26 protein-coding genes are annotated in these 26,774 nt (G+C 43.5%); 8 read left to right on the top strand and 18 right to left on the bottom strand.

Annotated features, from left to right (window positions below):
- The 4 genes from BB781_RS09560 to BB781_RS09545 form a co-directional block, all read right to left on the bottom strand.
- Nucleotides 1–1,286, bottom strand: a 1,286-nt coding sequence (locus BB781_RS09560) for an OmpL47-type beta-barrel domain-containing protein (protein ID WP_129582679.1), incomplete at its 3' end; no start/stop codon positions are given.
- The gene (locus tag BB781_RS09555; protein ID WP_129582678.1) at nucleotides 1,283–1,771 is read right to left on the bottom strand and encodes a hypothetical protein; all 489 of its coding nucleotides are present in this window, start codon (nucleotides 1,769–1,771) and stop codon (nucleotides 1,283–1,285) included. The genes BB781_RS09560 and BB781_RS09555, both read right to left, overlap by 4 nt.
- Before the next feature lie 81 nt (nucleotides 1,772–1,852).
- Nucleotides 1,853–2,497 (bottom strand): hypothetical protein, encoded by a 645-nt coding sequence (locus BB781_RS09550; protein WP_094228268.1) that lies wholly within the window; start codon nucleotides 2,495–2,497, stop codon nucleotides 1,853–1,855.
- 65 nt (nucleotides 2,498–2,562) lie between these two features.
- Nucleotides 2,563–8,613: a beta strand repeat-containing protein gene (locus BB781_RS09545; protein ID WP_094228267.1), complete on the bottom strand. Its 6,051-nt coding sequence runs from the start codon at nucleotides 8,611–8,613 to the stop codon at nucleotides 2,563–2,565.
- Between the two features lie 697 nt (nucleotides 8,614–9,310).
- Here BB781_RS09545 and nifH point away from each other — a divergent pair.
- The 7 genes from nifH to nifN are packed head-to-tail and all read left to right on the top strand — an operon-like array spanning nucleotide 9,311 to nucleotide 16,758.
- Nucleotides 9,311–10,132, top strand: coding sequence for a nitrogenase iron protein (gene nifH, locus BB781_RS09540; protein ID WP_094228266.1), 822 nt, complete (start codon nucleotides 9,311–9,313; stop codon nucleotides 10,130–10,132).
- 10 nt (nucleotides 10,133–10,142) lie between these two features.
- A complete protein-coding gene (locus tag BB781_RS09535; RefSeq protein ID WP_094228265.1) occupies nucleotides 10,143–10,460 on the top strand; it encodes a P-II family nitrogen regulator in 318 nt (105 codons plus the stop codon).
- A 15-nt stretch (nucleotides 10,461–10,475) separates the two neighbouring features.
- A complete protein-coding gene (locus BB781_RS09530) occupies nucleotides 10,476–10,856 on the top strand; it encodes a P-II family nitrogen regulator (RefSeq protein ID WP_094228264.1) in 381 nt (126 codons plus the stop codon).
- Nucleotides 10,853–12,433 carry a nitrogenase molybdenum-iron protein alpha chain gene (nifD, locus tag BB781_RS09525; RefSeq protein ID WP_094228263.1) on the top strand — a complete coding sequence of 527 codons (1,581 nt, stop codon included), beginning with the start codon at nucleotides 10,853–10,855 and terminating at the stop codon, nucleotides 12,431–12,433. Before BB781_RS09530 ends, nifD begins: the two co-directional genes overlap by 4 nt.
- 12 nt (nucleotides 12,434–12,445) lie before the next feature.
- Nucleotides 12,446–13,816, top strand: a complete 1,371-nt coding sequence (gene nifK, locus BB781_RS09520; RefSeq protein ID WP_094228262.1) for a nitrogenase molybdenum-iron protein subunit beta — start codon at nucleotides 12,446–12,448, stop codon at nucleotides 13,814–13,816.
- Between the two features lie 30 nt (nucleotides 13,817–13,846).
- Nucleotides 13,847–15,346, top strand: a complete 1,500-nt coding sequence (gene nifE, locus BB781_RS09515; protein WP_094228261.1) for a nitrogenase iron-molybdenum cofactor biosynthesis protein NifE — start codon at nucleotides 13,847–13,849, stop codon at nucleotides 15,344–15,346.
- On the top strand, nucleotides 15,343–16,758 hold the full coding sequence (gene nifN, locus BB781_RS09510; protein WP_094228260.1) for a nitrogenase iron-molybdenum cofactor biosynthesis protein NifN: 1,416 nt from the start codon (nucleotides 15,343–15,345) through the stop codon (nucleotides 16,756–16,758). The genes nifE and nifN overlap by 4 nt, the downstream gene beginning before the upstream one ends.
- 111 nt (nucleotides 16,759–16,869) lie before the next feature.
- Here nifN and BB781_RS09505 read toward each other — a convergent pair whose 3' ends face one another.
- The 14 genes from BB781_RS09505 to BB781_RS16570 all read right to left on the bottom strand — a co-directional run bounded on the left by BB781_RS09505 (nucleotide 16,870) and on the right by BB781_RS16570 (nucleotide 26,466).
- Nucleotides 16,870–17,451 carry a nitroreductase family protein gene (locus tag BB781_RS09505; RefSeq protein ID WP_094228259.1) on the bottom strand — a complete coding sequence of 194 codons (582 nt, stop codon included), beginning with the start codon at nucleotides 17,449–17,451 and terminating at the stop codon, nucleotides 16,870–16,872.
- Nucleotides 17,452–17,463: 12 nt separating this feature from the next.
- On the bottom strand, nucleotides 17,464–17,805 hold the full coding sequence (locus BB781_RS09500) for a ferredoxin-thioredoxin reductase catalytic domain-containing protein (protein ID WP_094228258.1): 342 nt from the start codon (nucleotides 17,803–17,805) through the stop codon (nucleotides 17,464–17,466).
- 6 nt (nucleotides 17,806–17,811) lie between these two features.
- Entirely contained in the window at nucleotides 17,812–18,060 is a 249-nt protein-coding gene (locus tag BB781_RS09495) for a glutaredoxin family protein (protein WP_094228257.1), read from the bottom strand.
- Nucleotides 18,057–18,386, bottom strand: coding sequence for a Rieske (2Fe-2S) protein (locus tag BB781_RS09490; RefSeq protein WP_094228256.1), 330 nt, complete (start codon nucleotides 18,384–18,386; stop codon nucleotides 18,057–18,059). The genes BB781_RS09495 and BB781_RS09490 overlap by 4 nt, the downstream gene beginning before the upstream one ends.
- A 20-nt stretch (nucleotides 18,387–18,406) precedes the next feature.
- Nucleotides 18,407–18,712 (bottom strand): Rieske (2Fe-2S) protein, encoded by a 306-nt coding sequence (locus BB781_RS09485; RefSeq protein WP_094228255.1) that lies wholly within the window; start codon nucleotides 18,710–18,712, stop codon nucleotides 18,407–18,409.
- A 25-nt stretch (nucleotides 18,713–18,737) separates the two neighbouring features.
- Nucleotides 18,738–19,052, bottom strand: coding sequence for a Rieske (2Fe-2S) protein (locus tag BB781_RS09480; RefSeq protein ID WP_094228254.1), 315 nt, complete (start codon nucleotides 19,050–19,052; stop codon nucleotides 18,738–18,740).
- A 73-nt stretch (nucleotides 19,053–19,125) separates the two neighbouring features.
- Nucleotides 19,126–20,487, bottom strand: coding sequence for an MATE family efflux transporter (locus tag BB781_RS09475; protein ID WP_094228253.1), 1,362 nt, complete (start codon nucleotides 20,485–20,487; stop codon nucleotides 19,126–19,128).
- Nucleotides 20,488–20,520: 33 nt separating this feature from the next.
- Nucleotides 20,521–20,991 (bottom strand): MarR family winged helix-turn-helix transcriptional regulator, encoded by a 471-nt coding sequence (locus BB781_RS09470; protein ID WP_094228252.1) that lies wholly within the window; start codon nucleotides 20,989–20,991, stop codon nucleotides 20,521–20,523.
- 85 nt (nucleotides 20,992–21,076) lie between these two features.
- Entirely contained in the window at nucleotides 21,077–22,093 is a 1,017-nt protein-coding gene (locus tag BB781_RS09465) for a transglutaminase-like domain-containing protein (protein WP_094228251.1), read from the bottom strand.
- A 162-nt stretch (nucleotides 22,094–22,255) separates the two neighbouring features.
- Nucleotides 22,256–23,500 carry an ABC transporter permease gene (locus BB781_RS09460; protein ID WP_094228250.1) on the bottom strand — a complete coding sequence of 415 codons (1,245 nt, stop codon included), beginning with the start codon at nucleotides 23,498–23,500 and terminating at the stop codon, nucleotides 22,256–22,258.
- The gene (locus BB781_RS09455) at nucleotides 23,497–24,873 is read right to left on the bottom strand and encodes a COG1361 S-layer family protein (RefSeq protein ID WP_164997838.1); all 1,377 of its coding nucleotides are present in this window, start codon (nucleotides 24,871–24,873) and stop codon (nucleotides 23,497–23,499) included. Before BB781_RS09455 ends, BB781_RS09460 begins: the two co-directional genes overlap by 4 nt.
- Before the next feature lie 5 nt (nucleotides 24,874–24,878).
- Nucleotides 24,879–25,628, bottom strand: coding sequence for an ABC transporter ATP-binding protein (locus BB781_RS09450; RefSeq protein WP_207205269.1), 750 nt, complete (start codon nucleotides 25,626–25,628; stop codon nucleotides 24,879–24,881).
- 101 nt (nucleotides 25,629–25,729) lie between these two features.
- Nucleotides 25,730–25,909 carry a hypothetical protein gene (locus BB781_RS09445; RefSeq protein WP_094228249.1) on the bottom strand — a complete coding sequence of 60 codons (180 nt, stop codon included), beginning with the start codon at nucleotides 25,907–25,909 and terminating at the stop codon, nucleotides 25,730–25,732.
- 425 nt (nucleotides 25,910–26,334) lie between these two features.
- A complete protein-coding gene (locus BB781_RS16570) occupies nucleotides 26,335–26,466 on the bottom strand; it encodes a helix-turn-helix transcriptional regulator (RefSeq protein ID WP_449288761.1) in 132 nt (43 codons plus the stop codon).
- Between the two features lie 85 nt (nucleotides 26,467–26,551).
- Between BB781_RS16570 and BB781_RS16465 the strand changes: the two genes are divergently transcribed.
- A partial coding sequence (locus BB781_RS16465) for a glycine zipper domain-containing protein (RefSeq protein ID WP_394335336.1) occupies nucleotides 26,552–26,774 on the top strand: 223 nt, incomplete at its 3' end.

The raw sequence follows: 26,774 nt of genomic DNA, 5'->3' as shown, positions 1-26,774 counted from the left end.
GTATTAGCACCTTCTGTAAGATCAATGGTCGCAGAATAGTTGTTACCATCAAGGGAAGCAGAGACGCCGTTTACAGTAACTGAAGCAAGATTGACGTCAACAACACTACCGTTTATGGTCTGGCTGCTAACATTAGTAGGTGTGGTCACCGGGTCAACCAAGACTACAGGAACAACTGTATCAAGCACAATGGAAGTGCTGCTATTGGAACCACTATTACCTGCAGAGTCAACCGCAACAACAATGATCGTATTGGCACCTTCTGTAAGATCAATGGTCGCAGAATAGTTGTTACCATCAAGGGAAGCAGAGACGCCGTTTACAGTAACTGAAGCAAGATTGACGTCAACAACACTACCGTTTATGGTCTGGCTGCTAACATTAGTAGGTGTGGTCACCGGGTCAACCAAGACTACAGGAACAACCGTATCAAGCACAATGGAAGTGCTGCTATTGGAACCACTATTGCCTGCAGAGTCTGCCGCAACAACAGTGATCGTATTAGCACCTTCTGTAAGATCAATGGTCGCAGAGTAGTTGTTACCATCAAGGGAAGCAGAGACGCCGTTTACAGTAACTGAAGCAAGATTGACGTCAACAACACTACCGTTTATGGTCTGACTGCTAACATTGGTAGGTGTGGTCACCGGGTCAACCAAGACTACAGGAGCAGTGGTATCCAGCATGGCATAGACAGTGTTATTAGACTCAACATTGCCGACATTATCAACTGAATAGTACATGACAGTGTTATTACCATCAGTATCGATCAGGACAGAGGTGCCGGAGATCCACGAACCTTCATTGATCTTGTAGAATGTGGAATTCACACCCGAACCTGCATCAATTGCTGTAAGATTAACGGTGAAGGAACTGTTCTGCCAGCCAGAAGGTGCATCATCGGTGGTGACAGGAGCAGTGAGATCTTCAACTGTGAGATCGAGACTCTGGATAATTGGACCATTCTTAAAAGTACCCACATCTGTTGAATTAATGTTCAGTACTTTGAAAATGACGTTCTCGTTCACATCACTACTCGAACCGGAAGAAACGGTAATTGAGTATTCACCTGCAACGCTTACAGTTGCGTTACCATCTGAGATCATATCTCCATGGTCTATGTATGCTTCTATTACCGTACCTACAGGTGCATTTAAACCATTTATAAGAACTGTACCCTCAAAGACATTCGGACCTGGCGGGACATCTGCCATAACCACAGGTGACATACATACAAGTATCAGCAATAATATTGATATTATTGTAAGTGTTCTTATTCCACTCATTGCAAATCACCCTTGCGTCTGAATTTAGTTATTACAAATACAGAAGCCAGCATTCCAATGGCCAGAATAAAAGAGAATCCGTTCAAAGACTTCGCAGTGTCCGAAGATGTATCGGTTACTTGTTTGTCTTCCGGATTTGTTGTATCACTGAAAATTGAAGATTCTTCGGGGCTTATTTTTGCAGCCGTACCTGTTGTTGAAAGATCCAGAACAGTTGGATGAGGAGCATAAATGCTGAACTCAACAGTCTGTACTGCAGTGGAATCATTAATTATGAAAGTTATTTCTTTCTGATGATCAGCTGAGTTGCCCTGAACATGTATTTCATAATGACCGTTAATCGTGATATTAGCAGAGCCATCAGGTTCAGTATCATTCTGGTAATCTATATATGCTTTTATTGTTGTACCGGCAGGTGCTTCAGCACCATCCAGTGTAACATTGCCACTAAATGTATTGGGCAATGATGGTATGCTATTAGCCATTACAGGAATTGCCAATAAGGATAATAGCATCATAGTGGTGAGTAGTAATTTCGTCGATGGAAGATGATGCGATCTCATGTTTTATTCCTTCTTGTTTCGATTTGCTCCAATACAAAGTATGATCAATCCGATTGTCACGGTTAATGAGCTAAAACCGGGGATTGCTTTTGAAGATGAAGAGTTGTCTGCAGTGTCGGATATGCCGGGCCCATTATCCGAGATGTTTTCCTGCTCATCAGTCTTTGTTTCAGGTTCAGAGGGCTCATCTGATGGAGAATCTGCTGATGCTGAATTTTCGGACTGTATGTCAGTATCTGAATTAAAGGATGAATAAGATGATGAAGCCGAAGAAGACTGTGTATCTAAACTGTCATCTGTTGATATTGCCAGGTCTATTGTTACAATTGCACCTGGTTCCCAGTTCCGGGTCATATCTGTTCTATCCCCGTTCACAAAAAACTCAATTAGCTTATCAGCATCACTGGATTCACCGGGAATTCTCAGCATATATTGCCCTGTGGACTGCACAGTGTACGAATCTACCAGTTCCCCCTCCATTTCAGCTGTGACAACAGTACCTGCAGGTGCAGGATTACCATCTATAGTGACATCACCCTGAATGAGCATTGGGGTTAGAGGAATCGCGGAAACTGTAGTAATTGATATTAAAATAAAAATCAGTGTTGCAAAGCAAACAATGGTTTTGTTTCTTAGCTTAAGAAGCATGGATTATTTCTCCAAAATAAATAAAAGATAACTGGTGCAGATGCACCAGTTTGACCGACTGAGTCTCAAACCAAAATTTGATTCTCATAATAGTTGTCAATTGCTGCGTATGTCTTGTCCTCCGTCATGAAGATCCAGTAACCTTCACCTTCACTCATCTGGGTGAAATCCTGAAGTTCCTCATTAATGTACCTTTCCCATCCTGCAGACCCTGAATATTTAAGCAGGTTACTGTAGGAGCCTGTTATAGATGTCAGGGAAGTGGTTACGTTAATGTCGTCTGCTGATGTGTGGCCTATCATGTTCCAGCCTGCAGCCAGGTCCTGTGTAGGAGGTATCTTTGGAACACTTCCGTCTACAGGCATGTATTCGAACCGGAGGTTAACTGAATCTGCTGATGCACTATATACCCAGTATCCTCTGCAAGGAACTATGTTGTCAGGATCGGTGTCCCACTGTGATGCTGCTGCATCATAATAGAATACATATCTGTCATCAAACACATCTTCAGTACTGGAATCGTCCAATCTGCCAGGTACTGAAACGAGGTTCCATCCCTGTTCCAGTGTCAATGTCATGTCTGCGTATGACTTGACCGGACCAAAGGATACCACTGTATCGTTCTGGTTACCCAGGGTATCATTTGCAGCCACTGCTACATAGTAGTCCACACCATCTGTGAGATCATCACCATCGATGGTCCAGAGAGTAGTTGTGGTTGTGTCGACATCATCTACAGTATCTTCAGGAATCATACCAGAAACATTGGTTATCTCCGAAGTGCTGATGTAGATGTTGTAGTTAGCAAAGTCAGGAGCATCGTTTGCATTCCAGCTTACATTCAGACTTGAATCAGAATCTTGCCTGTCCTCAGCAGTCACACCTTCGATCTGATCAGGTACTGTGAAATCAAATGTCACATACCATGTAGAGTCTATGCCGACATTTGATGCCATGTCAGTTCCGTTCAACCTGATCCAGTAATTCGCTTCTGTCTCAGTTCCCTGAACCTCATAGTTGTAGGTGTAATTCGAGCCATCGAAAGAAACATTTGTTGCATCATAATTTTCTACAAATGCTCCCCCATCATAACGTGAGAGTGTAACTATTGGCTCACTTGAGAGTGTTTCTGATGTCGAGAAGACAATTGTCACTGTATCTCCAGTCATTGCACCATCTGTAGTATCTTCATCTATTATATTCAGGTCAGGTGCGATACCATCTGTTGCTGCGGTTGCTGAACCTTCTGCAACAAGAGCAATTGGAGATGTAGCTCTGTCAGTCACAGAACCTGCATCGGCGATCTGCACTTCAGGGGTTGCATCTGTATCTACAGAACCTGCTGCTGTGAAATTCACAACGATCACATTGTCAGTGTTATCTGTATCAATATATCCTTCTCCCTCATATCCTGTGACATTCACTGCAAAGTCACCCAGTTCAGAGGAATCCAGAGCTTCACTGAAGGTAAGTATTACCCTGTTTGCTGCAAAATTAGTTGCTGCTGTCACTCTTGAAACAACAACCGGTGCCGCACCGTCAACAGCAGTCATGCTTACGTCTTCAAGTGCATTTTCAGCTGATGCATCATCTGTCAGGAGACCTTCAGTTTCATTGTAGGTCACCAGAGGAGTTGCACCTGTGTCGTAGGAATCAGATTCGACCAGTGATATGGTAAATGTGTCATTGGCCAGAGTTGTTTGTGACCATGCACCTGTTGCGTTGATCTCATAGTCTCCAATTGTAAATCCGGCTGTTGAAACAACTGAGAACTTCATGGACTCATCAAAGACCACTGCAATCTCATCGATGTAACCGTTTCCATCAGCATCGTCGGTAGTTGCTGAGAGCATTGTAGGTGCTGTCACATCATTAAAGTTACCTGTGATTGCGACACTGTCGCTTCCCATTGCATTCGTTCCGTCGGTGATGGATGCATTTGGAGTGATGACGTCACCCACAACAACTGTAGGAACTCCTTCAGTTACATTCAACGTAACTGTGAGCACACTTGCAGATGTCCAGTTTGCTGAACCGATCGCACCTGCACCATCAAGCCAAGTGGATTCACCAATATCAAGGACACCATCGATGTTAGTAGCATTTATCTCAAATTCAGTTATATTTTCACTGAAGGTCAATACAACAGTATCATCTGCATCGATACCTTCTCCATCGATACTTTCATCTGAAGCCACCGCAGAGACGATTGCAGGTGCTGCTCCATCAGTTGCTTGTGTTGCTGATTCTTCTGCAACAATATTATTTGGAGTTGCAGCTCTGTCAGTTACTGTACCTGCGTTGGTGACCTGTACTTCAGGAGTCGCATCGGTGTCATAGGAACCGGATTCTGTAACGTTCACAACAATTACATTGTCTGAGTTGACAGCATCATAATAGCTCTCTCCATCATAACCTGTAACAGCAACTGCGAAGTCACCAAGTTCAGAGGAATCCAGAGCCTCACTGTAGGTCAAGGTCACCATGTCGATGTATCCGTCAAAGTCAGCATCTCCAGTAGTTCTTGAAATTACAACAGGAGCTGCTGCATCGGCAAGTGTCAAAGTAGTAGTACTTGCAAGTGTGTTGGTGCCATCTGTGATGGAAACTTCACCAGCAACATTATACTGAATCGTTGGTGCCTCTGAACCACCGGTGATGTTTGCATTTGCGGTTGCTGTGAGTACCAGTGTTGCATTGTTAGTTGCAGTACCTGCAGTTACATCAAGACCTGTGATGCTACCTGCACTCACTGTCCAGTCCACATCTTCATATTCGCTGTATGTAATCTCTTCAGAGAATGTTAGTACAACCTGGTCAACAGTACCATCGCCATTTGCGTCCCTGTATTCCTGACCGGTAATTACAGGAGCTGCTGCATCAATGGATGTTACGGTCTGATCTTCAGTCCTGACATTGGTACCGTCAGAGTAGCTGCCTGCTGTAAAGACAACATCTACAGAATCCGTGTCTACAGACTGTGAGGAGTCGTTGGATATTGTGAATATCACTGTAGAGTCGTTTCCGGTGTCACCTGTAACCATTGCATCGGCAGCAACACCACCTATACTGAAGTTGGCTGCATTAAGACTTGCATCGGACACAGATTCTGTAAAGACTATAGTAACGTTGTCAAGCTTACCATTTCCATTGCTGTCCCGGGTAGTTGCGGTTTTGATAGCCGGAGCCGCACTGTCAGTAAGTGCCAATGGACCAACAGCTGCAAGTAAGTTTTCTGCATCGTCCACAACACCATTTCCATCGTAAGCAAGAGTTGATTCAACCGCACCACCAGTAATATTTGGATCTGCAGTGGCTGTGAGTATCAGCGTTGCATTGTCTGTTTCAGCTGCAGTTGCAGCAAGTCCTGTGATGCTACCTGCAACAAAGGACCAATCATTAACATTAAAAATACTGTAGGTGATATTCTCAGAGAATGTCAGTTTGACCTGATCTACCGTACCGTCATAATTGGAGTCAAGATATTCCTGCCCAACAATAACCGGTGATGCACCATCTTCTTCAGTTACATCGTCTGTCAACACATCACCCAGATCATTACCAGCTGAGGATGCATCAGCCAATGAACCGAGTGTAGCATTGTAAGTTACATCAGGCATTGCATTGGTGTCGTATGACTCTGACTCGTTCAGGGAGATTGTGAGAGTGGTGTTACTAACAGACCAGACACCGGTTGCATTGAATTCAAAACTGCCAATTGCAAGTCCTGTCGTTGAATTGATGGAACCGTTCATGGACTCATCAAAGACAAGGACCATAGTATCGATGTAACCATTTACATCAGCATCGCCAGTGGTTGCTGAAAGTAATTCAGGCGGTGTCACATCATCAAAGCTGCCTGTGATGGTTGCAGTGTCAACGCCCATTGCATTGGTTCCGTCGGTTATGGATGAACTTGGAGTAATGACATCACCTACAGCAACAGTAGCAGCGGTGTTTAAACCTAGTGTAACTGTAAGAACACTCGATGAAGTCCAAACTGCAGAAATTGGATTCTCGCCAACTATCCAGCTGTGACCACCAAGGTCAAGGACTGTGTCGATATTAGCACCAGTGATCGCATACCCTGTTGTGTTTTCACTGAAGGTCAGCACAACAATATCATCTGCATCCTTATCGTCCGCGTCATTGCTTCCATCTCCTGCTACAGCAGTGAGAAGAGCTGGTGCGGCGCCGTCGGTTGCTGCAGTTGCTGTGTCTTCTGCTTCGAGAGATATTGGAGTTACAGCTAGGTCTGTAATCGAACCTGCATTGGTTATCTGTACATTGGGAGTTGCAGCGGTGTCAGGGGAACCGGACTGTGTGAAGGTAACTAATATAATATTGTCGTCATTGGCATCATCAACATAGTCCTCACCATTATATCCATCAACATCAACTGCAAAAGCACCCAGTTCGGATGAATCAAGAGCTTCACTGAAAGTCAGTACCATCCTGTCTATCTGACCATCTCTGTCGTTATCACCTGTAACTCTTGATATTGCCACTGGTGCTGCACCATCGGTTGAGGCAGTTGCTCCGCCTTCTGCAACAAGAGCATTTGGAGTTGTTGCTCTGTCTGTGACAGAACCTGCGTTAGTGATCCGTACTTCAGGAATTGCGGCGGTGTCAGGCGAACCGGACTCTGTGAAATTCACAACGATCACATTGTCAGTGTTGTCAGCATCATAATAGCTCTCACCAACATAACCAGTCACATCGACTGCGAAGGTACCAAGAGCGGATGAATTGAGATTTTCACTGAAGGTCAAAGTCATCATGTCGATCTGACCGTCGGAGTCTGAGTCGCCTGTTTCTCTTGAAGCAAGAATTGGTGTAGTGTCGTCGGCAAGTGTGACTGTGTCAGCTACCATCTGATTGTCGGCAGCGTCCACAACACCATCTCCACTGTAAGCAAGGGTTGGCTGGGTCGCACCGCCAGTGATGCCTGCGTTTGCAGAGGCTGTAAGTGTGAGTGTTTCACTTGTTTCTGCAGTACCTGCGCTTACATCAAGTCCTGTTATGCTGTTGGGAGTTACCGACCAATCGTTGTCATCATAGGCTGCATATGAGATAGATTCGGAGAATGTCAGTACAACCTGATCGATGGTACCGTTATTGCCTGAGTCTGTGTATTTCTGCGCGGTTATGACAGGAGAAGCCAGATCCTCTTCAGCGAGGTCCCCGGTTGCTACATCAGCAAGCGTGTTTCCTGCAAGGTCTTCAAGTGTGCTTCCCGTAACTGTCAGGTCAGGTTTTACACCGGTGTCGTATGATTCGGACTCAGTGAATGAGAGATATAGTATATTATTATCTGCTGCATCATCGTTGTCAGGACCGTTAGGGTCGATCATTTCATTTTCATATCCGGCAACTGCGAATACAGATGTTGTAAAAGGAGTACTTGTGTCAATATAACCTGTGAGTGTATCATCGACTATTGCAGCATCGAAGGTCAGTTTATAGTGGTCGATGTGTCCATCTCCGTCTGAATCGATTGTTTCTGCAGATGTGATGGAAGGCAGGGTTGCATCGGCGGTCAGGTTGTTTTCACCTGTAAGTGTTGTCGCAAAAACAGTGCCTTGCTGATCTCCCAACAAGTAAGTACTGGTACCTTCAGCGAGATTTATTCTTATTGCATGTGGTTCTGCCCAGCTTGCACTTGTTTTTATTGCTATGAAGTAATGCATCCCGGATCCTGATTCAGGAATAGCTGTGTTCGTAGTAACTTGAGTAATAGTACCAATGGCAATACTTGAAGACCCGGTATAACCGATTTCAGTATCATTATTGGAGTCAAAAATGTTATCTTCAGAATAGAAGATGGAAGCCCTCGAAAAAGCAGCATTTGTCACCCCGGTCGCACCAGCGTCGATAAGGGTGAATTTTACTGAGTTGAGAGTTTCACTCCCATTTGTCACCAGATTGAATCCTACGAGAGGGATGAAGTCACTGTTCGCCTTTGCAGTCTGCCCATCTATTATTAGTTCAGTTGCATTAGTTTCCTCAATAACTGTCGCGGCGGCAAGCCCCGACATCATGATAATCGCCATCATGATCGATACAAAAAGATATTTTTTCTTTATTAATAGCGTGTTTAATCCTAAATCAGCCATCTCTTCACCTTTAATAGTTTTAATTATTTTAATAATTTTAATAATTGATGCTTATCATCATTATGATGATACGTTAATACAAGATATATAGTAAAGAAGTAATTTAAACCTTTCCACGTTATAAATATTTAATATGTGGAATAAAAGCATCATGCACGAGTAAGTCTCTAAAAAAAATATACGTAGATAGTCTTTTTTCAACTTTTGAACACTAAACTACTTTCACTAAATAATAGAGACTATAAATAAACATATGTACAGAATATTTCCACGTACCACAGTGCTAAACTAAAACTCCCGTACCCGATTCTGCAGAACCGTGGGTGATTTCTCTGTTTCAACAAGCCATAAAATCACAAAATCAGGCTTTGCCTTGACTCAAAAAGAACGTGAAATCATTGAAATTTTCAAAAGGGTAGTACATAATATAGTTTTAAAGCCAAGATAAAAAGTTTTGTTGTTGAGTGATCACATATATTATACACACCCTCATTTTGAAGGCTTTTGGAAATATAAGCCGATAAGTAGCGTTTTGTTTGCGAGGCATAGAAAATAATAAATCATCATAGTTAATTTTATATACTAAAACCTAGTACATAGGATTCCGTTGTATGATAAAAATTAAAGCAGCTCTAATAATAAACACAGTTGTACAACAAACCCAAAACAAATCAAAGAAGTACAGAAGGAAAAGACCATGCGACAAGTAGCAATATACGGAAAGGGCGGAATCGGCAAGTCAACGACAACACAGAATTTGACAGCAGCACTCGCCACAATGGGAAAAAAGATACTGTTAGTAGGATGCGACCCAAAGGCAGACTCCACAAGAATGCTTCTTGGAGGTCTTAACCAGAAGACAGTACTTGACACATTAAGGTCAGAAGGCGACGAATCTGTTGAACTCGATAAGCTTCTCCAGCCAGGATTTGGAGGGATAAAGTGTGTCGAATCAGGGGGACCTGAACCAGGCGTCGGTTGTGCAGGAAGAGGAATTATCACATCAATTAACCTGCTGGAAAACCTTGGTGCATATGAAGAGGACCTGGATTACGTCTTCTACGACGTACTCGGTGACGTAGTGTGCGGAGGTTTTGCGATGCCTATCCGTGAAGGAAAGGCAAAGGAGATCTACATCGTTGCCAGCGGAGAACTCATGGCAATCTATGCAGCAAACAACATCTGCAAGGGTATCCAGAAATACGCAAAGGGTGGTGCACGACTTGGCGGGATCATCTGCAACAGCAGAAAGGTAGATGGAGAACGTGAACTCCTCGAAGCATTTGCACAAAGACTTGGAAGCAAACTCATCCACTTCGTACCAAGAGACAACATCGTCCAACGTGCAGAGATCAACAGAAAGGTAGTCATCGACTTTGATCCTGACTGTGAACAGGCACAGGAATACCTTACACTTGCCAGCAACATCGAGAACAATGACCTGTTCGTGGTTCCAAAGCCAATGGAAATGGAGGACTTGGAAGCAATGATGGTAGAATTCGGAATTGTTGAACTCTGAGGTGAAAATAATGCAGATGATCCGTGCAATTATCAGGCCAAACAAGGTATCTGATGTAGTAGAAGAACTCGAGAAGGAGGGCTTTGTATCCCTCACCAAGACAGACGTTTTTGGAAGAGGTAAGCAAAAAGGCATCCACACAGCAGAGATCCATTTCGACGAACTCCCAAAGACAATGCTCATGTTGGTCGTTGAAGACGAGAACAAGTCAAAGGTCATAGAAATAATAAAGAATTCAGCCCACACAGGCAAGTACGGAGACGGAAAGATATTCGTAAACCCCGTGGAAAGCGCGTATACAATACGCACAGGCGAATGCGGACTGTAAAAGAAGGGGATGTAAATGAAGGAAATCACGGCAATCATTCGCATGAACAAAGTGCAAAAGACACTTGATGCACTATCACAGTGCGGATACCCTTCCTTCACCGTAGAAAAGGTGATGGGCAGAGGAAAGCAAAAGGGACTATGCTATGAGTTTGAGCCACCCCTTCCGCAGCAGCAGGGAGTCACAAAAAAGAACTGTATACCTTTTGTCCCAAAGCGCCTGTTCACAATCATTGTCGATGACAAGGCTGCAGAAAAAATAGTCCAGCGCATCATTAGCATCAACCAGACTGGCCATGCAGGAGACGGAAAGATATTCGTAACAGACATACCCGAATCCTACCGTATAAGGACAGGAGAAGAAGGCGAGATTACGGTTGGGAGGAACGAAGCATGAGTTCTGAAATAGAATCCTCACAGAATGTCATTGACGAGATGATGAAGATCTACCCTGAAAAGGTAGCAAAGGATAGAAGGCAACACATTGTTGTCAAGGATTCATGCGCTACAGACCAGCACATCGAAGCCAACAGCAAGGTAATACCAGGTATAATGACAAACCGTGGTTGTGCCTTTGCCGGTGGTAAGGGTGTGGTCATGGGACCTATCAAGGATATGATACACATTGTCCACGGACCAATTGGCTGTGGATATTACACCTGGGGAACCAGGCGGAACATGGCTAAGGCCGAAGAAGGCGGCGACAACTACCTGCAATACAGCTTCTCCACAGACATGATAGAAACAGACATTGTGTTTGGTGGTGAAAAGAAACTCAAGGCAGCCATAGACGATGCCGTGAGGATATTCAAGCCCGGAGCGATCTCAATCTGTGCAACATGTCCGGTAGGACTTATCGGCGATGACATTGAATCAGTTGCCCTGCAAGCAGAGAAGGAACATGGTATCAAGGTCATGGCACTTCGCTGTGAAGGTTACAGAGGTGTGAGCCAGTCAGCAGGACACCACATTGCAAGTAATGTCCTCATGGAACACGTAGTTGGTACTGAGGAACTTGAAAACCCAACTCCATTTGACATCAACATCTTCGGTGAGTACAACATTGGAGGCGACCTCTGGGAAATTAAGCCACTCTTTGAAAGAATAGGATACCGCATAGTATCCAGTTTCACAGGAGACGGGTCCTTCCACAGTCTTGCAAAGGCACACAAGGCAAAGCTCAGCATCCTGTTATGCCACAGGTCTGTTAACTATACAAACCGCATGATGGAGCAGAAGTATGGAGTTCCATGGCTGAAGGTAAACTATGTTGGAATAGAGGGTACAAAGAAGTCACTCCGAAAGATGGCACAGTTCTTCGATAACCCGGAACTGACAGAAAATACAGAGAAAGTGATTGAAGAAGAAATGACAAAGATCCAGCCAGAACTTGAAAAGTACAGAAGGAAGCTTGCGGGCAAGAAGGTCTTCATCTACTCAGGAGGCTCCAGATCACACCACTACCAGAACCTCTTTGAGGATCTCGGCATGAAAGTACTTGTTGCAGGATACCAGTTTGCACACCGTGATGACTACGAAGGCAGACATATCCTTGAAGGTATGAAGGAGAAGGCCTCAAGTGGTATGCTGGAAGACCTGACCTTTGAAAGAGAAGAAGGATTCGTCCCTGCCATCAGCGAGGAGCGCATGAAGGAACTCAAGGAAAAGCTTGGACTGATGGACTACGAAGGAATGTTACCTGAAATGAAGGACGGCACAATCGCAGTAGACGACCTCAACCACTATGAAACTGAATTCCTGATCAAGGAACTCAAGCCGGACCTGTTCTGTTCAGGGATCAAGGACAAGTACATGGCACAAAAAATGGGAGTTCCATCCAGGCAGATCCACTCCTACGAGTACAGCGGACGTTACACTGGATTCTCTGGTGTGCTGAACTTCGCAAGAGACGTAGACATGGCAGTGAACAACCCAACATGGAGCCTGATTAAGGTCCCGTGGAAGGCTGAATAAGGAGGAAGACAAATGTTAGATTATACACCAAAGGAAAACGTTGAGCGCAATGCACTGGTTATCAATCCTGCCAAGATATGCCAGCCTATTGGCGCAGTATATGCTGCAATGGGTATACACAACTGTATGCCCCACAGCCACGGGTCACAGGGATGCCTCTCATATCTTAGAATGTGTCTGACAAGACACTACCGGGAGCCAACCGTAGGTACTACCAGCAGTTTCTATGAAGGAACAGCCGTATTTGGCGGCGCATCCAACCTCAGGCAGGCGCTTAGTAACATTGAAGCAGTTTACACACCCGAGGTCATTGCCATTCACACAACCTGTGTGGCAGAGACTATCGGTGACGATGTGAACCAGATAATTGAAGATGTCAAAATGGAAGAACTCATTGACCCGGACATCAAGTTATGTGCTGCATCAACCCCAAGTTATGTGGGATCTCACGTGACAGGTTATGACAACATGGTAAAGTCATTTGTCACAAGCTTTGCCAAAAAGTCCAAGCCAAACGGCAAGCTCAATATAATACCCGGTTTCGTGGATCCCGGAGACATTCGGGAAATTAAGAGAATACTCTCTATTATGAATGTCCCTGCTATAGTATTCCCTGACCAGACAGATGTATTTGATTCCGGACTTTCTGGTGAAGGAACACTTTACGCAAAGGGTGGAACATCCATAGGAGATGTGGAAGATAGTGCAAACTCACTTGGAACCATTGCACTCTGTGGTATGGCTGGTGGTGCAGCAGCAACTGTATTCAAGAACAAGTTCAAGATGCCTGTGCAGATAGGACCCATACCTATCGGTATCCGTTACACTGACAGGTTGATCATGAAGATAGCTGAACTTGCAAGCGTACCAATACCACCGGAACTTGAGAATGAAAGAGCAAGGGTCGTTGATATGATGACAGATGCTCATGCACACTACTATGGAAAGAAGGTAGCCATATTTGGAGATCCTGACATCATACAGGGTCTGACAAGCCTGGTGCTTGAGATGGGAATGGAGCCAACAGTGATCCTTTCAGGTACTGTTAGCAAGAAGTTCGAAGAGGAAATGGCAGAACTGGTGCATCCACTGTATCCTGATTCACAGATCCTTACAGGAGCAGACCTGTTCACACTCCACCAGATGATCAAGAATGAGCCTGTAGACATGCTCATCGGTAACACCTATGGTAAGCACATAGCACTTGCTGAAGATATTCCACTGATCAGAGTCGGTTTCCCTATCATGGATAGAGCAAACCTGCATCACTTCCCCGTTATGGGATACGCAGGAACAGCTCGGATGGTCGAGTGGATCGGCAACACTTTCCTTGACATAAAGGACAAGACAATTCCCGAAGAAGAACTTGAGGTCGTGCAGTAACGGCCTCATTAATTATTTTGGAGTGAGAACATGCCAGACACTACAAGCGTGATAAACACGCTGGATGAAAGACAACCATACATTGCACTGAAGCAGGCAAAGAAGAGTAGTGAACTTGCCTGTGACAACACATCCATCGCTGGTTCAATGAGCCAGAGAGCCTGTGTCTATTCAGGAGCACGTGTGGCATTAAATCCCGTAACAGACGCTATACACCTCGTACACGGTCCCATTGGATGTGCAAGTTACACATGGGATATCAGAGGTAGCCTGTCAAGTGATAAGGAAACGTTCCGTACCAGTTTTTCAACTGATATGAAGGGACTGGATGTAGTATTTGGCGGCGAGAAAAAGCTTTCAAAGAGCATCGACGAACTGGTTGAGCTATACCACCCACCGGTCATCTTTGTCTATTCAACCTGTATTGTTGGTATAATCGGGGATGACCTCCAGGCCGTTTGTAAGGACGCAAGTGAAAGGACAGGCATACCTGTAATACCTGTACAGTCAGAAGGATTCAAGGGTACAAAGTCCGACGGATATAAGGCAGCATGCCATGCACTTATGCAGATCATCGGAACAAAGGAACCTGAAATAACCTCTGAATACAGGATCAATATACTTGGTGATTACAATGTGGCAGGAGATGTCTGGCTGGTAAAGCCCCTCTTTGAAAAAATGGGAATACAGGTTATCACTTCCATGACAGGAGATGCAACAGCAGACACCATCTCAAAGGCACACGGTGCTCAGTTGAACCTGGTACAGTGTTCGGGTTCCATGACATACCTCGCAAAGTGGATGAAGAAAGAATATGACATTCCGTTCATAAAGGTCAGCTACTTTGGAATAGAGGATATTGCAACTGCACTGAGAGAGACTGCCAATTTCTTCTGTTCAGAGGAAATGAAGAGAATAGCTGAAGAGATTATCGAGCATGAAACAAACCGGATCATGCCGGAGATCGAGGCTATCAGACGCAGGGTCCAGGGCAAGACCGCAGCAATATACATGGGCGGTGCTGCCAAGGCACTTACACTCATAAAGGGCTTCCGGGAACTTGGAATGGAAGTCGTTATAATAGGTACACAGACCGGAAAGCAGGAAGACTACAGGCAGATAAGTTATCAGGTAAAGGATGGAACTGTCATTGTAGATGATGCAAATCCATTGGAGCTTGCCGACCTTCTTGTAAAGCAGAAGGCAGACCTTATGGTCGCAGGTGTCAAGGAAAGGTTCCTGGCTTACAAGCTTGGTGTTGCTTTCTGTGATTTCAACCATGACAGGGTCATTGAGTTTGAAGGCTATGAAGGATTCCTCAACTTTGCAAGGGAACTGGATATTTCCATCAACAGTCCTGTATGGAGATATGTTGGAAGCAAGCTGGTTTCCTCACGTTCAGAAAGTACGGGGATAAAGGAAAACAGCAAGTCTGCAGAACAAAACACAGCAGAATCTAATAAGATCATAGGGGAGAGAAGCAATATGCACGAGATCAGCACCATTACATTACAGGAGTCTATGACATGAGCGAGCGTAATTACACGACTGTCAACCCCTGTATAATGTGCCAGCCCATTGGCAGTGTAATGGCATTTAAGGGAATTGAAGATTCAATGGTACTGCTACATGGTTCACAAGGCTGCAGTACTTACATGAGACTGCACCTTGCACACCACTTCAGGGAACCTGTGGATATAGGTTCAAGTTCCCTTAGTGAGAAGGGAGCAGTCTATGGCGGAAGCGAGAACCTGAAGAAGGCACTTAAGAATATTATATCCCGTTACAACCCGAAGGTTATCGGTGTTTCAACCACCTGTCTTGCCGAGACGATAGGAGATGACATTGTCCGCATAATCAGTGAATTCAGGGAAGAAGAGAACATCGGTGATGACAGGATAATCATACCTGTGTCGACACCCAGCTATGAGGACAGCCATAACAGCGGTTACATCAAGGCAGTCGAGGCTATTGCCAAGACATTTACAATGAATGATTCAAAGAAGGAGATATTCAACAATAAGCTCAATGTTGTGCTTTCTGAGAATATCTCACCTGAAGATACAAGAGAACTAAAACACATATTCGGTAGTATCGTCGGGAACAATTCATTCATATTGTTGCCTGATATATCTGAAACCTTTGATGCACCGATGACTGGTGATCTTCACAAGATACCTCTTGGTGGAACTACACATTCCGACATTGCCGATATGAAGAACAGTGCAGCAACTATCGGGTTTGGAATTACCAATGATAACAAGGCAGTCAACTACCTTGAACAGAGATTTGATATCCCGTCACAGAATCTGCCCCTTCCTATAGGACTTGAATACACTGACAGGGTGTTGACTGCATTATCCAATGTATCCGGAGCGGAGATTCCCGATGAGTTCCAGAAGGAAAGAGGCAGGCTGATTGACGCCATGGTAGATGCACACAAGTATGTGTATGGTACAAAGGTTGCGATTTATGGCGATCCGGACAACGTACTTGGAATGTTATCCCTTGTACTCGAAAATGGCATGCACCCCATACTTGTGGTTGCTTCCAGCAAGTCTCCCGGATTTGCCGAAAATGCTATGGAAAGAGTGAACCAGGTAAAGCCTGACTGCGATGTTACGATCCTTGAGGATGTGGACTTTGATACTTTCAATGATGCTGTAAAGAAGGCAAAGCCTCAGATGCTGATTGGAAACTCCAATGGGAAGTATATTGCAAAGGAGATGAACATACCGTTGATAAGATTCGGATTCCCTATACATGACAGGGTTGGTGCCCAGAGGATACTGACACTTGGCTATAAGGGAGCAATGCGCATGCTTGACAGTATTACCAATACTATCCTGGAAGCCCAGGACGCTGAAATGGCTGCGAAATGGTCTGAACCGGAAAGCTACGTTCCACTTAGCGAAAGTACCTTTCACTCCGCAGAAGCATGAGGACAACACAAGGTATGTATAATTGAAGCAGAAAATGAAAAACATATCCTGCTTCAGATACTTATTTTAGCGTATTCCCATAGATTACCTGCAAAAACCGGGAATATGAATCTATTTTATCCATACGACTTCAGGTTCTTTCTTTGCTGTTTCGCCTGGTTCCTTTACTGCATACCCGAATACTATTGGCGCGATTACCCTGTAATCAGGAGTAATACCAAGTTCCTCCAGCAGTTCAGGATTGTCCTGAATAAAACATCCGGTTCCTATCCAGCAGCTTCCTATACCCATGGAATGGGCTGCAAGCATCATATTCTCAGCACACAGGGAACAATCATAATCCGTAGTAAAAGCGGCATTGCTTCCAAGAATTATTATAAGAACCGGAGCATCATAGAAAATATTGAAATCCTCTTGTGCAAGTTCTTTTTTAAACTCTATGGCAGCCTCATTGGTTGCTTCTGCTAATTGCGCCAGAAGGCGCGGTTTGCAATGATCAGACATTCTTTTCATCATTCCACGGTTCTTAACAACAACAAAAAACCATGGCTGACTATCAAAACCGGAAGGTGCGTGAACACCGGCATCAATTATCACCTTGATATCCTCATCACTTACCTTTCTGTCCGTATATTCACGAATGCTTCTCCGTGTGATTATATTTTCAATTACATTATTTTGTGCCACTCCCATTAGACTCACTCCTTATTTGTTTAATTCTAGGAATTCTTTTATCGATATTTGCATAAGCTCGTCGGGATCCTCAACATCCTTATGGACGTAAAGACCGCACCAACAGCGCTTCATCGCATCATAATGCGCCCTGTGAAAAGGAATACATGGACATACAAGTTTCATATCATGTTCTCTTTCACCTGTGAGACCCTGGCAGGGACAAAAAGGATGACCTTTTTCCTTTTCAATATTGACTTCCTGCTCAAGCAGGAAATCAACCAGTTCTTCATCAGGACTGAATTTGTACCCCATAGGTTCCACAACCTTTGAGAACATTGTTCTTAGCTTTTCTTTACGCTTTTCAGTATCCATCTGAAATCATAACCCCAGTAATTTAGAATACTTTTCAGGGTTGTACCCCACAACCACATCCTCATCTATTTTCACAAACGGGAACGACATTTCCGCACCATGGTCGTGACAATCGTCCCGAATTAGCTGTTTTGTTTTCTCATCTGCCTTATCATAATCCGTATACTCGAAAGGAATATCATGTTCCCTGAAAAACTTCTTTGCCCTCATACACCAGGGACAGGTGCTAAGAGTGTAAATAACCACTTTCTTCATATGACCGCACCTTCTATATTTACAAAAACACTGCCTTCAATAACCTTTATTTCATATGTCGGCACTTTGATCTCTTTTGCATCAAGAAACTCACCGTTGCGAATATCAAATCTCCAGTCATGACAAGGACATTGTATCACGTATTGTTCCAGAGTGCCCTTTGAAAGCGGACATTCCATATGAGGACATTTATTAGATATTGCAAAAAAAGCATCTTCTTTCCTGAGGAGAAGTACTTTGTCACCTTCAAGTAACAGTACTTTTTTCTCACCGTCGGCAAGTTCATCTTCCTTAATTGCAAACACCCAGTTATTTTTCTGATCCATAGATACATCCCTGCTGCATATTATGTCAGAACGGATATTATTCCATCCTTTACCTGTGTTTCATATATGTTTATCCTGATCTTGTCAGACGCTATATATGCCCCGGTACGAATGTCAAAAGTCCAGCTGTGACAGGGACACTTGAGATAATAGTCCTGCAGGATACCAGCCTGAAGAGGACATTTCATATGCGGGCAGCGGTTATCCAGAGCAAACACCTTCCCTTCTTTTCGAATAAGGAGTATTTGCCTCTCTCCAATACTTACAGGCTTCATTTTACCTTCTTTCAATTCATCATCTTTTACAGCAATTGCCCACGAAGTCATTTCAAGCCTCCTTATAGAACAAAGATCAAAGAAGGACGAATATTTCCCCATCTTCTACCTTGTTATCATAGAGTTCAAGAGCTTCATCCTTATCCCCAAGATATTTACCGGACCTGATATCGTATTCCCAGCCATGACAGGCGCATTTTAGAACATATTCATCACTGAAAGTCCCTTTTGAAAGACGGCAACCCATATGTTTACACTTACCAAAAAGAGAATAAATTACTCCATTCTTCCTGATCAGGAGCACAGAAGTTCCTTTTACTCTTACAAACTCCATACTTCCCTCTTTCAAATCATTTTCTTTGAGTGCAAAGAACCAGGATTTTTCCGGCATACGTACCTCCTATAAATAATCAGGGTTTCAAAAATATAAATAGTTGTCGTGGAATAAAAATAAAGTATCAAGCTCATTCGTTGATACTTCTGTGCTGGAAATAACGATATTCTCTCCAGACAAGGAACATACTTATAATGGCAGCCATGAGGTCCGCTATCGGAAATGCCATCCATACTCCTGAAAGATCAAAGTAATGTGGGAGAAGGATTACCAGTGGGATAAGGAACAATATCTGCCGGCACATTGAGAGGAAGAAGGATGGTCTTGCTTTGCCCAGTGACTGGAACAGCGTCGTTCCAATTACGTTCAGACCGATCAGTGGACTTGCCAGGACCATTATCCTCAGAGCATATGCTCCACTGCTTATGAGGTCAGCATCGGTGCTGAACATACTGAAGAATGTGCCTGAAAATATCGACAGTAGAATTAGACCTGCCAATCCAAAGAGGGTCGTGACCATCACTGATGTCCTGACTGACTCATTCACTCTCGCATAATTCTCTGCTCCATAATTATAGCCAACTATTGGCTGCAGACCATGAGATATACCTATTATGGGCATGAGGATCAACATTATCAATTTGATTGCGACACCAAACACCGCTATTGAAAGATCCCCGCCATAGATGACAAGTACATTGTTCAGTACAAGCATCATGAAACTGTTTGATGCACCCATCACAAAAGAACCAAAGCCTATCACTGTTATCTCTTTGATCAAATAGAATTTTGGAACGAAATTTGCCAGCTCCAGTTTGAGTGGGCTTTTGCCTTTCAGATAATAATACACTAGATACAGGGTACCTGCCAGTTGTGCAATTACAGTAGCAAGAGCTGCGCCTTTTACACCCATACCAAAACCGAACATAAGGATAGCATCAAGGAATATATTCAGGACTCCCGAAAATATCATGTTGTTCATAGCAACCTTTGAATTTCCTTCGGCCCTGACGAGATTGTTAAGCACAAAACCAAATGTGAAGGCAAGTGTTCCCTGTATTATAACAACGGAATATTCTTTGGCATAGAGAAGATTATCTGCGGTTGCACCAAATAGATTGAGCAGCTGATCTACATTAAAAAAGAAGAAGAGCTGAAAGAGAACACTGAGTACCAGCGTATAAGTAAAAACATTTCCCAGGGTCTTCTCAGCTTTTTTGATATCTTTTGAACCAAGCATCCTGGAAATAACCGAAGAGCCACCTACACCTATTCCAATGGATATAGCCATTATGAGCATCTGCAAGGGGAAAGCAACAGCTACACCCGCAATTCCAAGTACGCTCTGGTCACCCAGTGCCCTTCCTACAAAAAGAGTATCCACCAGATTGTAGAACGCCTGTACCAGAAGTCCTATTATGGCAGGCGTGGACAGTTTCCACAATAGTTTGTTGATACTTTCAGTACCTAAAAATTCACTTTTATTGTTCATGACTTACCATGATATCAATTGATCGTTTTTCATTCATTCTGATGATTTTCGGTCAAATTCCGTAAGTGTATCCTTTGCTTTATCCAGGAGTTTCCTGAAGATGATTTCCTCCTCATCTGAGAAAGCAGAAAGCAGAATCCCATTCCATTCATGAAGGGCACTGTTGATCGCAGGAATTACTTCCCTGCCTTTGTCCGAGATGAAAACCCGGAATATACGCCTGTCATTCCCGTCCTTCTCACGATAGACATAACCTTCTTTTTCAAGTGCTGTGATGGCACGTGTTGCTGTAGCCTTGCTCAGTTTGAGGTAGCGTGCCAGACTTTCCTGAGAACAGCCATCTTTATGTGAAAGCGTCAGCAGGAATGCAAACATCGGACCTTTCAGGTTATATGATTCAAGCGCATTCTCGATGTAATGATGATTGTGCGAAAAGATGTATGCGATCTTTGCGCCGATTCTTTCAGACTGCTTCATGTTATTCCCGTTATTAAATAGTTTCATATGAAACTAAATAGTTTAACGTGAAACTAATATATATACCTATGCAGTAGGTGTTTCAATCAAAAAAAAGAAACGGGGTTAAAAATTAATAACTGGAAGAGGTATCATTCCAGTTATCCGGTGCATTTCCAGTTCCTGAGCTTACATCCATGAAGTACTCATTGTTGTAGTAATACCAGAGGTCGACCACAGAATAATCTTCATCCTGGAAGTAATAGAAGTCTATATCCTCGTAGTCGTCAGGATACACTACTTTTGAAGTATCGTCATCGTAGTATGGACCTACTGTGGCATCCAGAGGGAACCATTCCCCACCTTCATATAACTCTACCCATGCATGTCCGCCGGAGCTGCCACCAAAATTCACCTGGCCTATGACAACCCTTGCAGTACTCTCGTCATATTCACCGGATGTTATGAGCAAGGATACCAAGGTATTGGCCTGTTCTTCACAGTCACTGACTATTTCACCCGATACAGGATTTGAATCATAGTCCGGAGTTTCCGTAAGGAACTCTGCAGGAGTGATCCATGCTTCCTGTTTGTTGTTCAAGGTAGAATCAGATACCCATATCCATGAGACTGCTGCCTCGTAAATATTGTATTTGTCATTAAGGTCCTCATCCTCAAGATAATCCTGCATTGCATCATCATATGGAGTTACATATTCCTGGAATTGTGAAACTCCTGTCATCATGAGTGTGTTATCCTTAAGAAAATCCCTGAGTTCTTCCCTGTCGATCATTTCCTGCTGCATCCTTGGGACCAGATCCACCGGGACATTTTGAGAAGGAATAACAGAAGGAACAGTATTCCTGGTATTTTGTGGCCTCATATTCTCCATATTTCCATTCTTCATGCTTTGCATGTTTGACATCTGGTTCTGGTTAAATCCTGATCTCTGGAGCATATTGGATCCGAAGAACTGCTGGCCGGTCATCAAAACAGTCTGCTGAGCCCTGACCTTCATGTTAGCAGAAACACCTTCTTCGAAGTATGATGAAGAAAAATACATGCTTTGACTATCATTTTCATCGGCCACAGCATAGACCGAACACATCAGGATCATTGCCAGTAAAAAGAAAAGTATCGATCTCTTCATAGTATTTCACCCTGGTTGACAGTATTAATTTTAGTTCAATGTATGTTTTGTTTTATTCCATTTATTTTACCCATATTTATTACCCAAATTGTGAAAATGGAGCCATGTGAAGCATTTTACAGCTTCACATGAACCCATCCAATTCCTTTGCAAAGATGAACTTCACTCATACCTCAGTGCATCCACTGGCCTCATTTTCGATGCATTGTATGCAGGAATTATACCCGATACTACACCTATCACCACGGCAATTGAAATTCCCATTAGCATGAGGTCAGGGGCGATCGTTGAACCCAGGGATGAACGCATTATGGAGATTCCAAGGTACGGCAGGAGAGATGTCAATCCGAGACTCAGTACTATACCGAGCACACCTCCTACAAAGCCTACCAGTGCAGAGTTTACAAGGAATATCATCAGAATATCCCTGTTCTTAGCTCCTATGGCTTTCATCGTACCTATCTCCTTGGTCTTTTCCATTACCGATGTGAACATGGTGTTTGCAATTCCCACAGAACCTACCAGCAGAGATACACCTGCTATGGCTCCCAGGAAGAGTGTCATTGATTCCATCATCTCACTTGCAGATTCTGCCTGTGACAGCGAATCAGATACACTGAAATCCCTGTCCTTATCACTTGCAATGTGCCTGGATATCATGAGCTTAGCCTCGATAGCATCGACTACAGATTCCACGTTATCAGCACTATCTGCCTTTACAACGATGGTGTCATAGACACCCTTTTCAGCGTCTTCTATAATATCTACTGCAGCATCTATTGGCATGACCACTGCATTGTCACTTTCACCGGATGCCAGGATACCTACGACCCTCACCGACTTGCCATTCACAGTTATCACACGGTTCAGGCCGATCTCCTGGTCATACATCTCATGAGCTACCTTGTAACCAATGACTGCTACATAGTTGTCAGTTGCATCAAGCAGCCTCCCGGATTCCAGATCATACGTCACTGTATACTGCCATACCTGCGGGTCAACACCTGTTATGGAGAGACTGGCTGACTTTCCCATGAAATACACATCTTCACTGCCAGATATCTGTCCGTATATGTAATCGATGTTGTCGATCAACTTCAGTGCCATGATATCCTTTTTGGTAAGTTCTGCGTCATCTGATGAGGAGGAAGAGCTTCCGCCACCACCTCCCGGAGGACCACCTCCCATCACTGACATGGCCTTGGTATAACCCGGTGTAACCCTGATCATTGTGAGGTCCATGTCAGCAAACCTCTCCTCCATATCTGCAGCCATGCTGTCACTGAGTGACATGATGGTGACGACCGAACCAACGCCAATGACGATACCTATTATAGTGAGCCAGCTTCTTATTTTACTGTGTACTAGGATGTTTGTAGCAAGCTTTAGATAGGTACTTCGTCTCATCTCTTTTCCTTCTTCAATAGCTTCACTTTGAGGTTCTTAAGCTGGACACTGAGTGGTTCGTACCTGCCTTCTTTCATCATTTTCTTCTGCCTGTAGCTGAATGCAACTGCTATGACGACTATAAGTACGGCACCATACAGCAGATAGGAGTTGCTGCTTGATGATTGCTGGCCACGCGGACCCATGCCTGCAGCCATTGTACCTCCGGTCAGCTCTTCTATCTGAACAGCTTTCTCGACTGAGTGCCTCTGGCCGGCAGAATCTGTGTATTCTATAGTGACAATGAGCTCATTTTTTGAAGACATTTCTTCCTGCATTGCTGCCATTTCCTCAGCAGTCACCCCAGAACGATCATTCTGTACCTGGGATGCGCCGGATGAACCTGTTGCAGGCATGGAACTTACCTGAGATATGGAGAATGAAGTTATCGTATAGTCACCTTTTTCGAGGTTACCTACTATTGTTGATGTACTGCCAGTAGCCTTGAAATTGTCCTGCTCAGGTATTGACACCTTGACGGAGTAAGCCTCATTGTTACCCACGTTTGCAAGTGACAGGGATACCTCACCTTCATCACTTTCTGAGTAACTCAGGTCAAAATCCGTTGTTCCGCCTACAAACAGTCCGGCCTTAGCATTGATGGTATTGGTGTTTGAGTCATAATCCTGAAACTCCAGGAGAATATCAAGCTGATAAAGCCCAGGATTGGCATTCACATCTGCCATTATCGAGTATACCACAGTTGCAGATTCGCCAACTCCAAGATAATTTATGTACTTGGTATTGGAAGAATATACTGGGAGGATCACGCCAGTTGATTCTTCCCATGAAACTGCCATGTTCTTCAGGGGAGAACTACCGGTGTTGGTAATCACAAACTCAATAGGCTCCACGGTTGCAACATCGATCTGGGACTCACTTATGGTGACCACCTGAGCGTATTCCTTGCCCTGTATGTCTACACTAATTGTTGTTGATACGCTTGAATCAGTATTGCTGTCACTGACAACTATATCTAGATCATAGATGCCCTTTGCAACATCAGAATCGACCTTAAGCTTGAATTTAACGATGGCTGCATCATCATCATCCTGACGGGCTTCAAGGAAGGATATAGTTTTGGAAGAAGATTCACCAGATACCAGAGAGAAAGGATATTCAGAATCAATAGATACTACTATATTTGTGAGATCCTTGCTCCCGACATTCTGGACACTGAAAGTGAGTTCCACCGTTTCACCAGGCCTTGCGGGACTTGGACTCTGTGTCATCAGATCAATTTGCACACCTGACATACTTGCAGAAATGGCTGCCGAGGCAGCTGTTATTGGCAGGATCAGAACTAATATACATAATATCAAAAGTTTTCTCATTATTATCACATTGCTTCACGGTTTTTTATCTCTATACTGTCGACCATTCCATCTTTGATATGAACCACACGATCTGCATACTTTGCAAGATCAGGGTCGTGAGTAATCATTATAATCGTCTTGCCTTCATTTTTATGGAGACCATGTAAAAATTCAAGTATATAGTCACCTGTTGTGCTGTCCAGATTTCCAGTTGGCTCGTCTGCAAGGATGACCTTTGGATCAACTGCCAAAGATCTTGCAATTGCAACCCTCTGCCTTTGTCCACCAGACAACTGTGAGGGAAGATTGTATTTTTTATTAGTGAGACTTACTACTTCTAGTAGATCTTCTGCCCTCTTCCGACAATAATCAGGATCAACTTCCTGGAATTCAAGAGGAAGCATCACATTTTCAATTGTGTTTAATGTGGGGATCAGATTGAATTGCTGGAAAATGAAACCTATGAGCTGTCCCCTTATCTGGGCAAGTTCTGATTCCTGCATTTTGGAGATATCCCTGTTATTCAATTCCACAGTTCCCTTGCTTGGAAGATCAAGGCATCCCAGAAGGTTCATCATTGTACTTTTACCGCTGCCACTTGGTCCGAGTATAACGACAAATTCACCGTGCAGGATTTCCAGATCTACATTCTTCAATGCCGCAAATTCGACTTCTCCCATCTTGTATATCTTCCACACATCAGTAAGACGCATGAGAGGATCCGATTCACCGTTTGACGGTTTTTTGTTTATGTTATTAAGATTCTCATCCATGATTTACCTCAAGATCTATGATCAGACTATATTATATTAGACAGATATTATCATAAATTGATAATTATAAGATGCATACCACTATCCATTTACAGATTCTTTCAGGATCTTTTTTTACCGGTGGATGATATTTTCAACAAGCGAACCATCTGTTCATGGCTCAATTTTCTGGTCAGAGAAAAGACGACACACCTTGAATCAGAGTCAATTTCCTGATCCATCGTTGCAGTCATGACTTTCGCCCTTGTGAATTGAACCGGTGTATCATTCATATCGTTCATTTTTGATCCTCCGTTTCGAATAAGAGACATCTGGCGGATAGGAATCAGGTGTCTCTTATGCGAGGTGGTTGGTTGTTGGTACGTTGATGGCACCGGGCTGGATGGGGTTGGGGGTTTGGTGCCATCTATGTTGGGTGGTGCCTGCCAACGTATTGCTGACAGGCAATTCCCTCATTCGTAAATTCAAATAAAAGCATACTTATTTCAAAAAGATGCAAAATGAATAACATTCCGAGAAACAAAGCTTTATAAAGCAATCAATAGAAATTTCAGAGTTTATAGAATACCTAAAAGCTTATTAAAATTAAATTATTCATTTTATTTAAATAAAAAGTAATAATTTGCACTATCACACACAAAAGATAGTTCAAGTTCTCAAAAAAAAGATCTGATGAAAAAGATCATCGTTCAACTTCCAGCAAGGACTATTCCTCTGACCCCACAAGGAAAAGGACGTTTCCACGCCCTTTCTTAAACTTCTGGATCTTACCCCTCTTTTCAAGGTCAAGAAGCATTAGGCTGACCTTACCTTCAGAGTATTTCAGACGTTTACGCATATCTTTTTGTGTCATCCGCCCACCTTGTGACCTGAGAATATCAAGGATTTCCTGAAGATCTGCAGGCACAGGACCATCGGACAGAATAATTGAATTAGTAACAGGTTCTTTTTCGGACTCTTCGGAAGGAAGGATAAACGGTTCATTTATTGGTTCATTTATTGGTTCATTTATTGGTTCATTTATTGGTTCATTTATTGGTTCATTTATTGGTTCATTTATTGGTTCATTTATTGGTTCATTTATTGGTTCATTTATTGGTTCATTTATTGGTTCATTTATTGGTTCATTTATTGGTTCATTTATTG

The sequence above is a fragment of the Methanolobus psychrotolerans genome (genome assembly GCF_002243045.1).
GTDB lineage: Archaea > Halobacteriota > Methanosarcinia > Methanosarcinales > Methanosarcinaceae > Methanolobus > Methanolobus psychrotolerans.
The sequence above is the reverse complement of the archived record's forward strand: the minus strand, read 5'-3'. Positions and strand labels throughout refer to the sequence as shown.

Bases quoted from the DNA above. Each gene is read 5' to 3' on its own strand.
- BB781_RS09555 (WP_129582678.1), bottom strand. From the start codon at position 1,771: ATGGCTAATAGCATACCATCATTGCCCAATACATTTAGTGGCAATGTT.
- BB781_RS09550 (WP_094228268.1), bottom strand. From the start codon at position 2,497: ATGCTTCTTAAGCTAAGAAACAAAACCATTGTTTGCTTTGCAACACTG.
- BB781_RS09545 (WP_094228267.1), bottom strand. From the start codon at position 8,613: ATGGCTGATTTAGGATTAAACACGCTATTAATAAAGAAAAAATATCTT.
- nifH (WP_094228266.1), top strand. From the start codon at position 9,311: ATGCGACAAGTAGCAATATACGGAAAGGGCGGAATCGGCAAGTCAACG.
- BB781_RS09535 (WP_094228265.1), top strand. From the start codon at position 10,143: ATGCAGATGATCCGTGCAATTATCAGGCCAAACAAGGTATCTGATGTA.
- BB781_RS09530 (WP_094228264.1), top strand. From the start codon at position 10,476: ATGAAGGAAATCACGGCAATCATTCGCATGAACAAAGTGCAAAAGACA.
- nifD (WP_094228263.1), top strand. From the start codon at position 10,853: ATGAGTTCTGAAATAGAATCCTCACAGAATGTCATTGACGAGATGATG.
- nifK (WP_094228262.1), top strand. From the start codon at position 12,446: ATGTTAGATTATACACCAAAGGAAAACGTTGAGCGCAATGCACTGGTT.
- nifE (WP_094228261.1), top strand. From the start codon at position 13,847: ATGCCAGACACTACAAGCGTGATAAACACGCTGGATGAAAGACAACCA.
- nifN (WP_094228260.1), top strand. From the start codon at position 15,343: ATGAGCGAGCGTAATTACACGACTGTCAACCCCTGTATAATGTGCCAG.
- BB781_RS09505 (WP_094228259.1), bottom strand. From the start codon at position 17,451: ATGGGAGTGGCACAAAATAATGTAATTGAAAATATAATCACACGGAGA.
- BB781_RS09500 (WP_094228258.1), bottom strand. From the start codon at position 17,805: ATGGATACTGAAAAGCGTAAAGAAAAGCTAAGAACAATGTTCTCAAAG.
- BB781_RS09495 (WP_094228257.1), bottom strand. From the start codon at position 18,060: ATGAAGAAAGTGGTTATTTACACTCTTAGCACCTGTCCCTGGTGTATG.
- BB781_RS09490 (WP_094228256.1), bottom strand. From the start codon at position 18,386: ATGGATCAGAAAAATAACTGGGTGTTTGCAATTAAGGAAGATGAACTT.
- BB781_RS09485 (WP_094228255.1), bottom strand. From the start codon at position 18,712: ATGACTTCGTGGGCAATTGCTGTAAAAGATGATGAATTGAAAGAAGGT.
- BB781_RS09480 (WP_094228254.1), bottom strand. From the start codon at position 19,052: ATGCCGGAAAAATCCTGGTTCTTTGCACTCAAAGAAAATGATTTGAAA.
- BB781_RS09475 (WP_094228253.1), bottom strand. From the start codon at position 20,487: ATGAACAATAAAAGTGAATTTTTAGGTACTGAAAGTATCAACAAACTA.
- BB781_RS09470 (WP_094228252.1), bottom strand. From the start codon at position 20,991: ATGAAACTATTTAATAACGGGAATAACATGAAGCAGTCTGAAAGAATC.
- BB781_RS09465 (WP_094228251.1), bottom strand. From the start codon at position 22,093: ATGAAGAGATCGATACTTTTCTTTTTACTGGCAATGATCCTGATGTGT.
- BB781_RS09460 (WP_094228250.1), bottom strand. From the start codon at position 23,500: ATGAGACGAAGTACCTATCTAAAGCTTGCTACAAACATCCTAGTACAC.
- BB781_RS09455 (WP_164997838.1), bottom strand. From the start codon at position 24,873: ATGAGAAAACTTTTGATATTATGTATATTAGTTCTGATCCTGCCAATA.
- BB781_RS09450 (WP_207205269.1), bottom strand. From the start codon at position 25,628: ATGGATGAGAATCTTAATAACATAAACAAAAAACCGTCAAACGGTGAA.
- BB781_RS09445 (WP_094228249.1), bottom strand. From the start codon at position 25,909: ATGAACGATATGAATGATACACCGGTTCAATTCACAAGGGCGAAAGTC.
- BB781_RS16570 (WP_449288761.1), bottom strand. From the start codon at position 26,466: ATGCGTAAACGTCTGAAATACTCTGAAGGTAAGGTCAGCCTAATGCTT.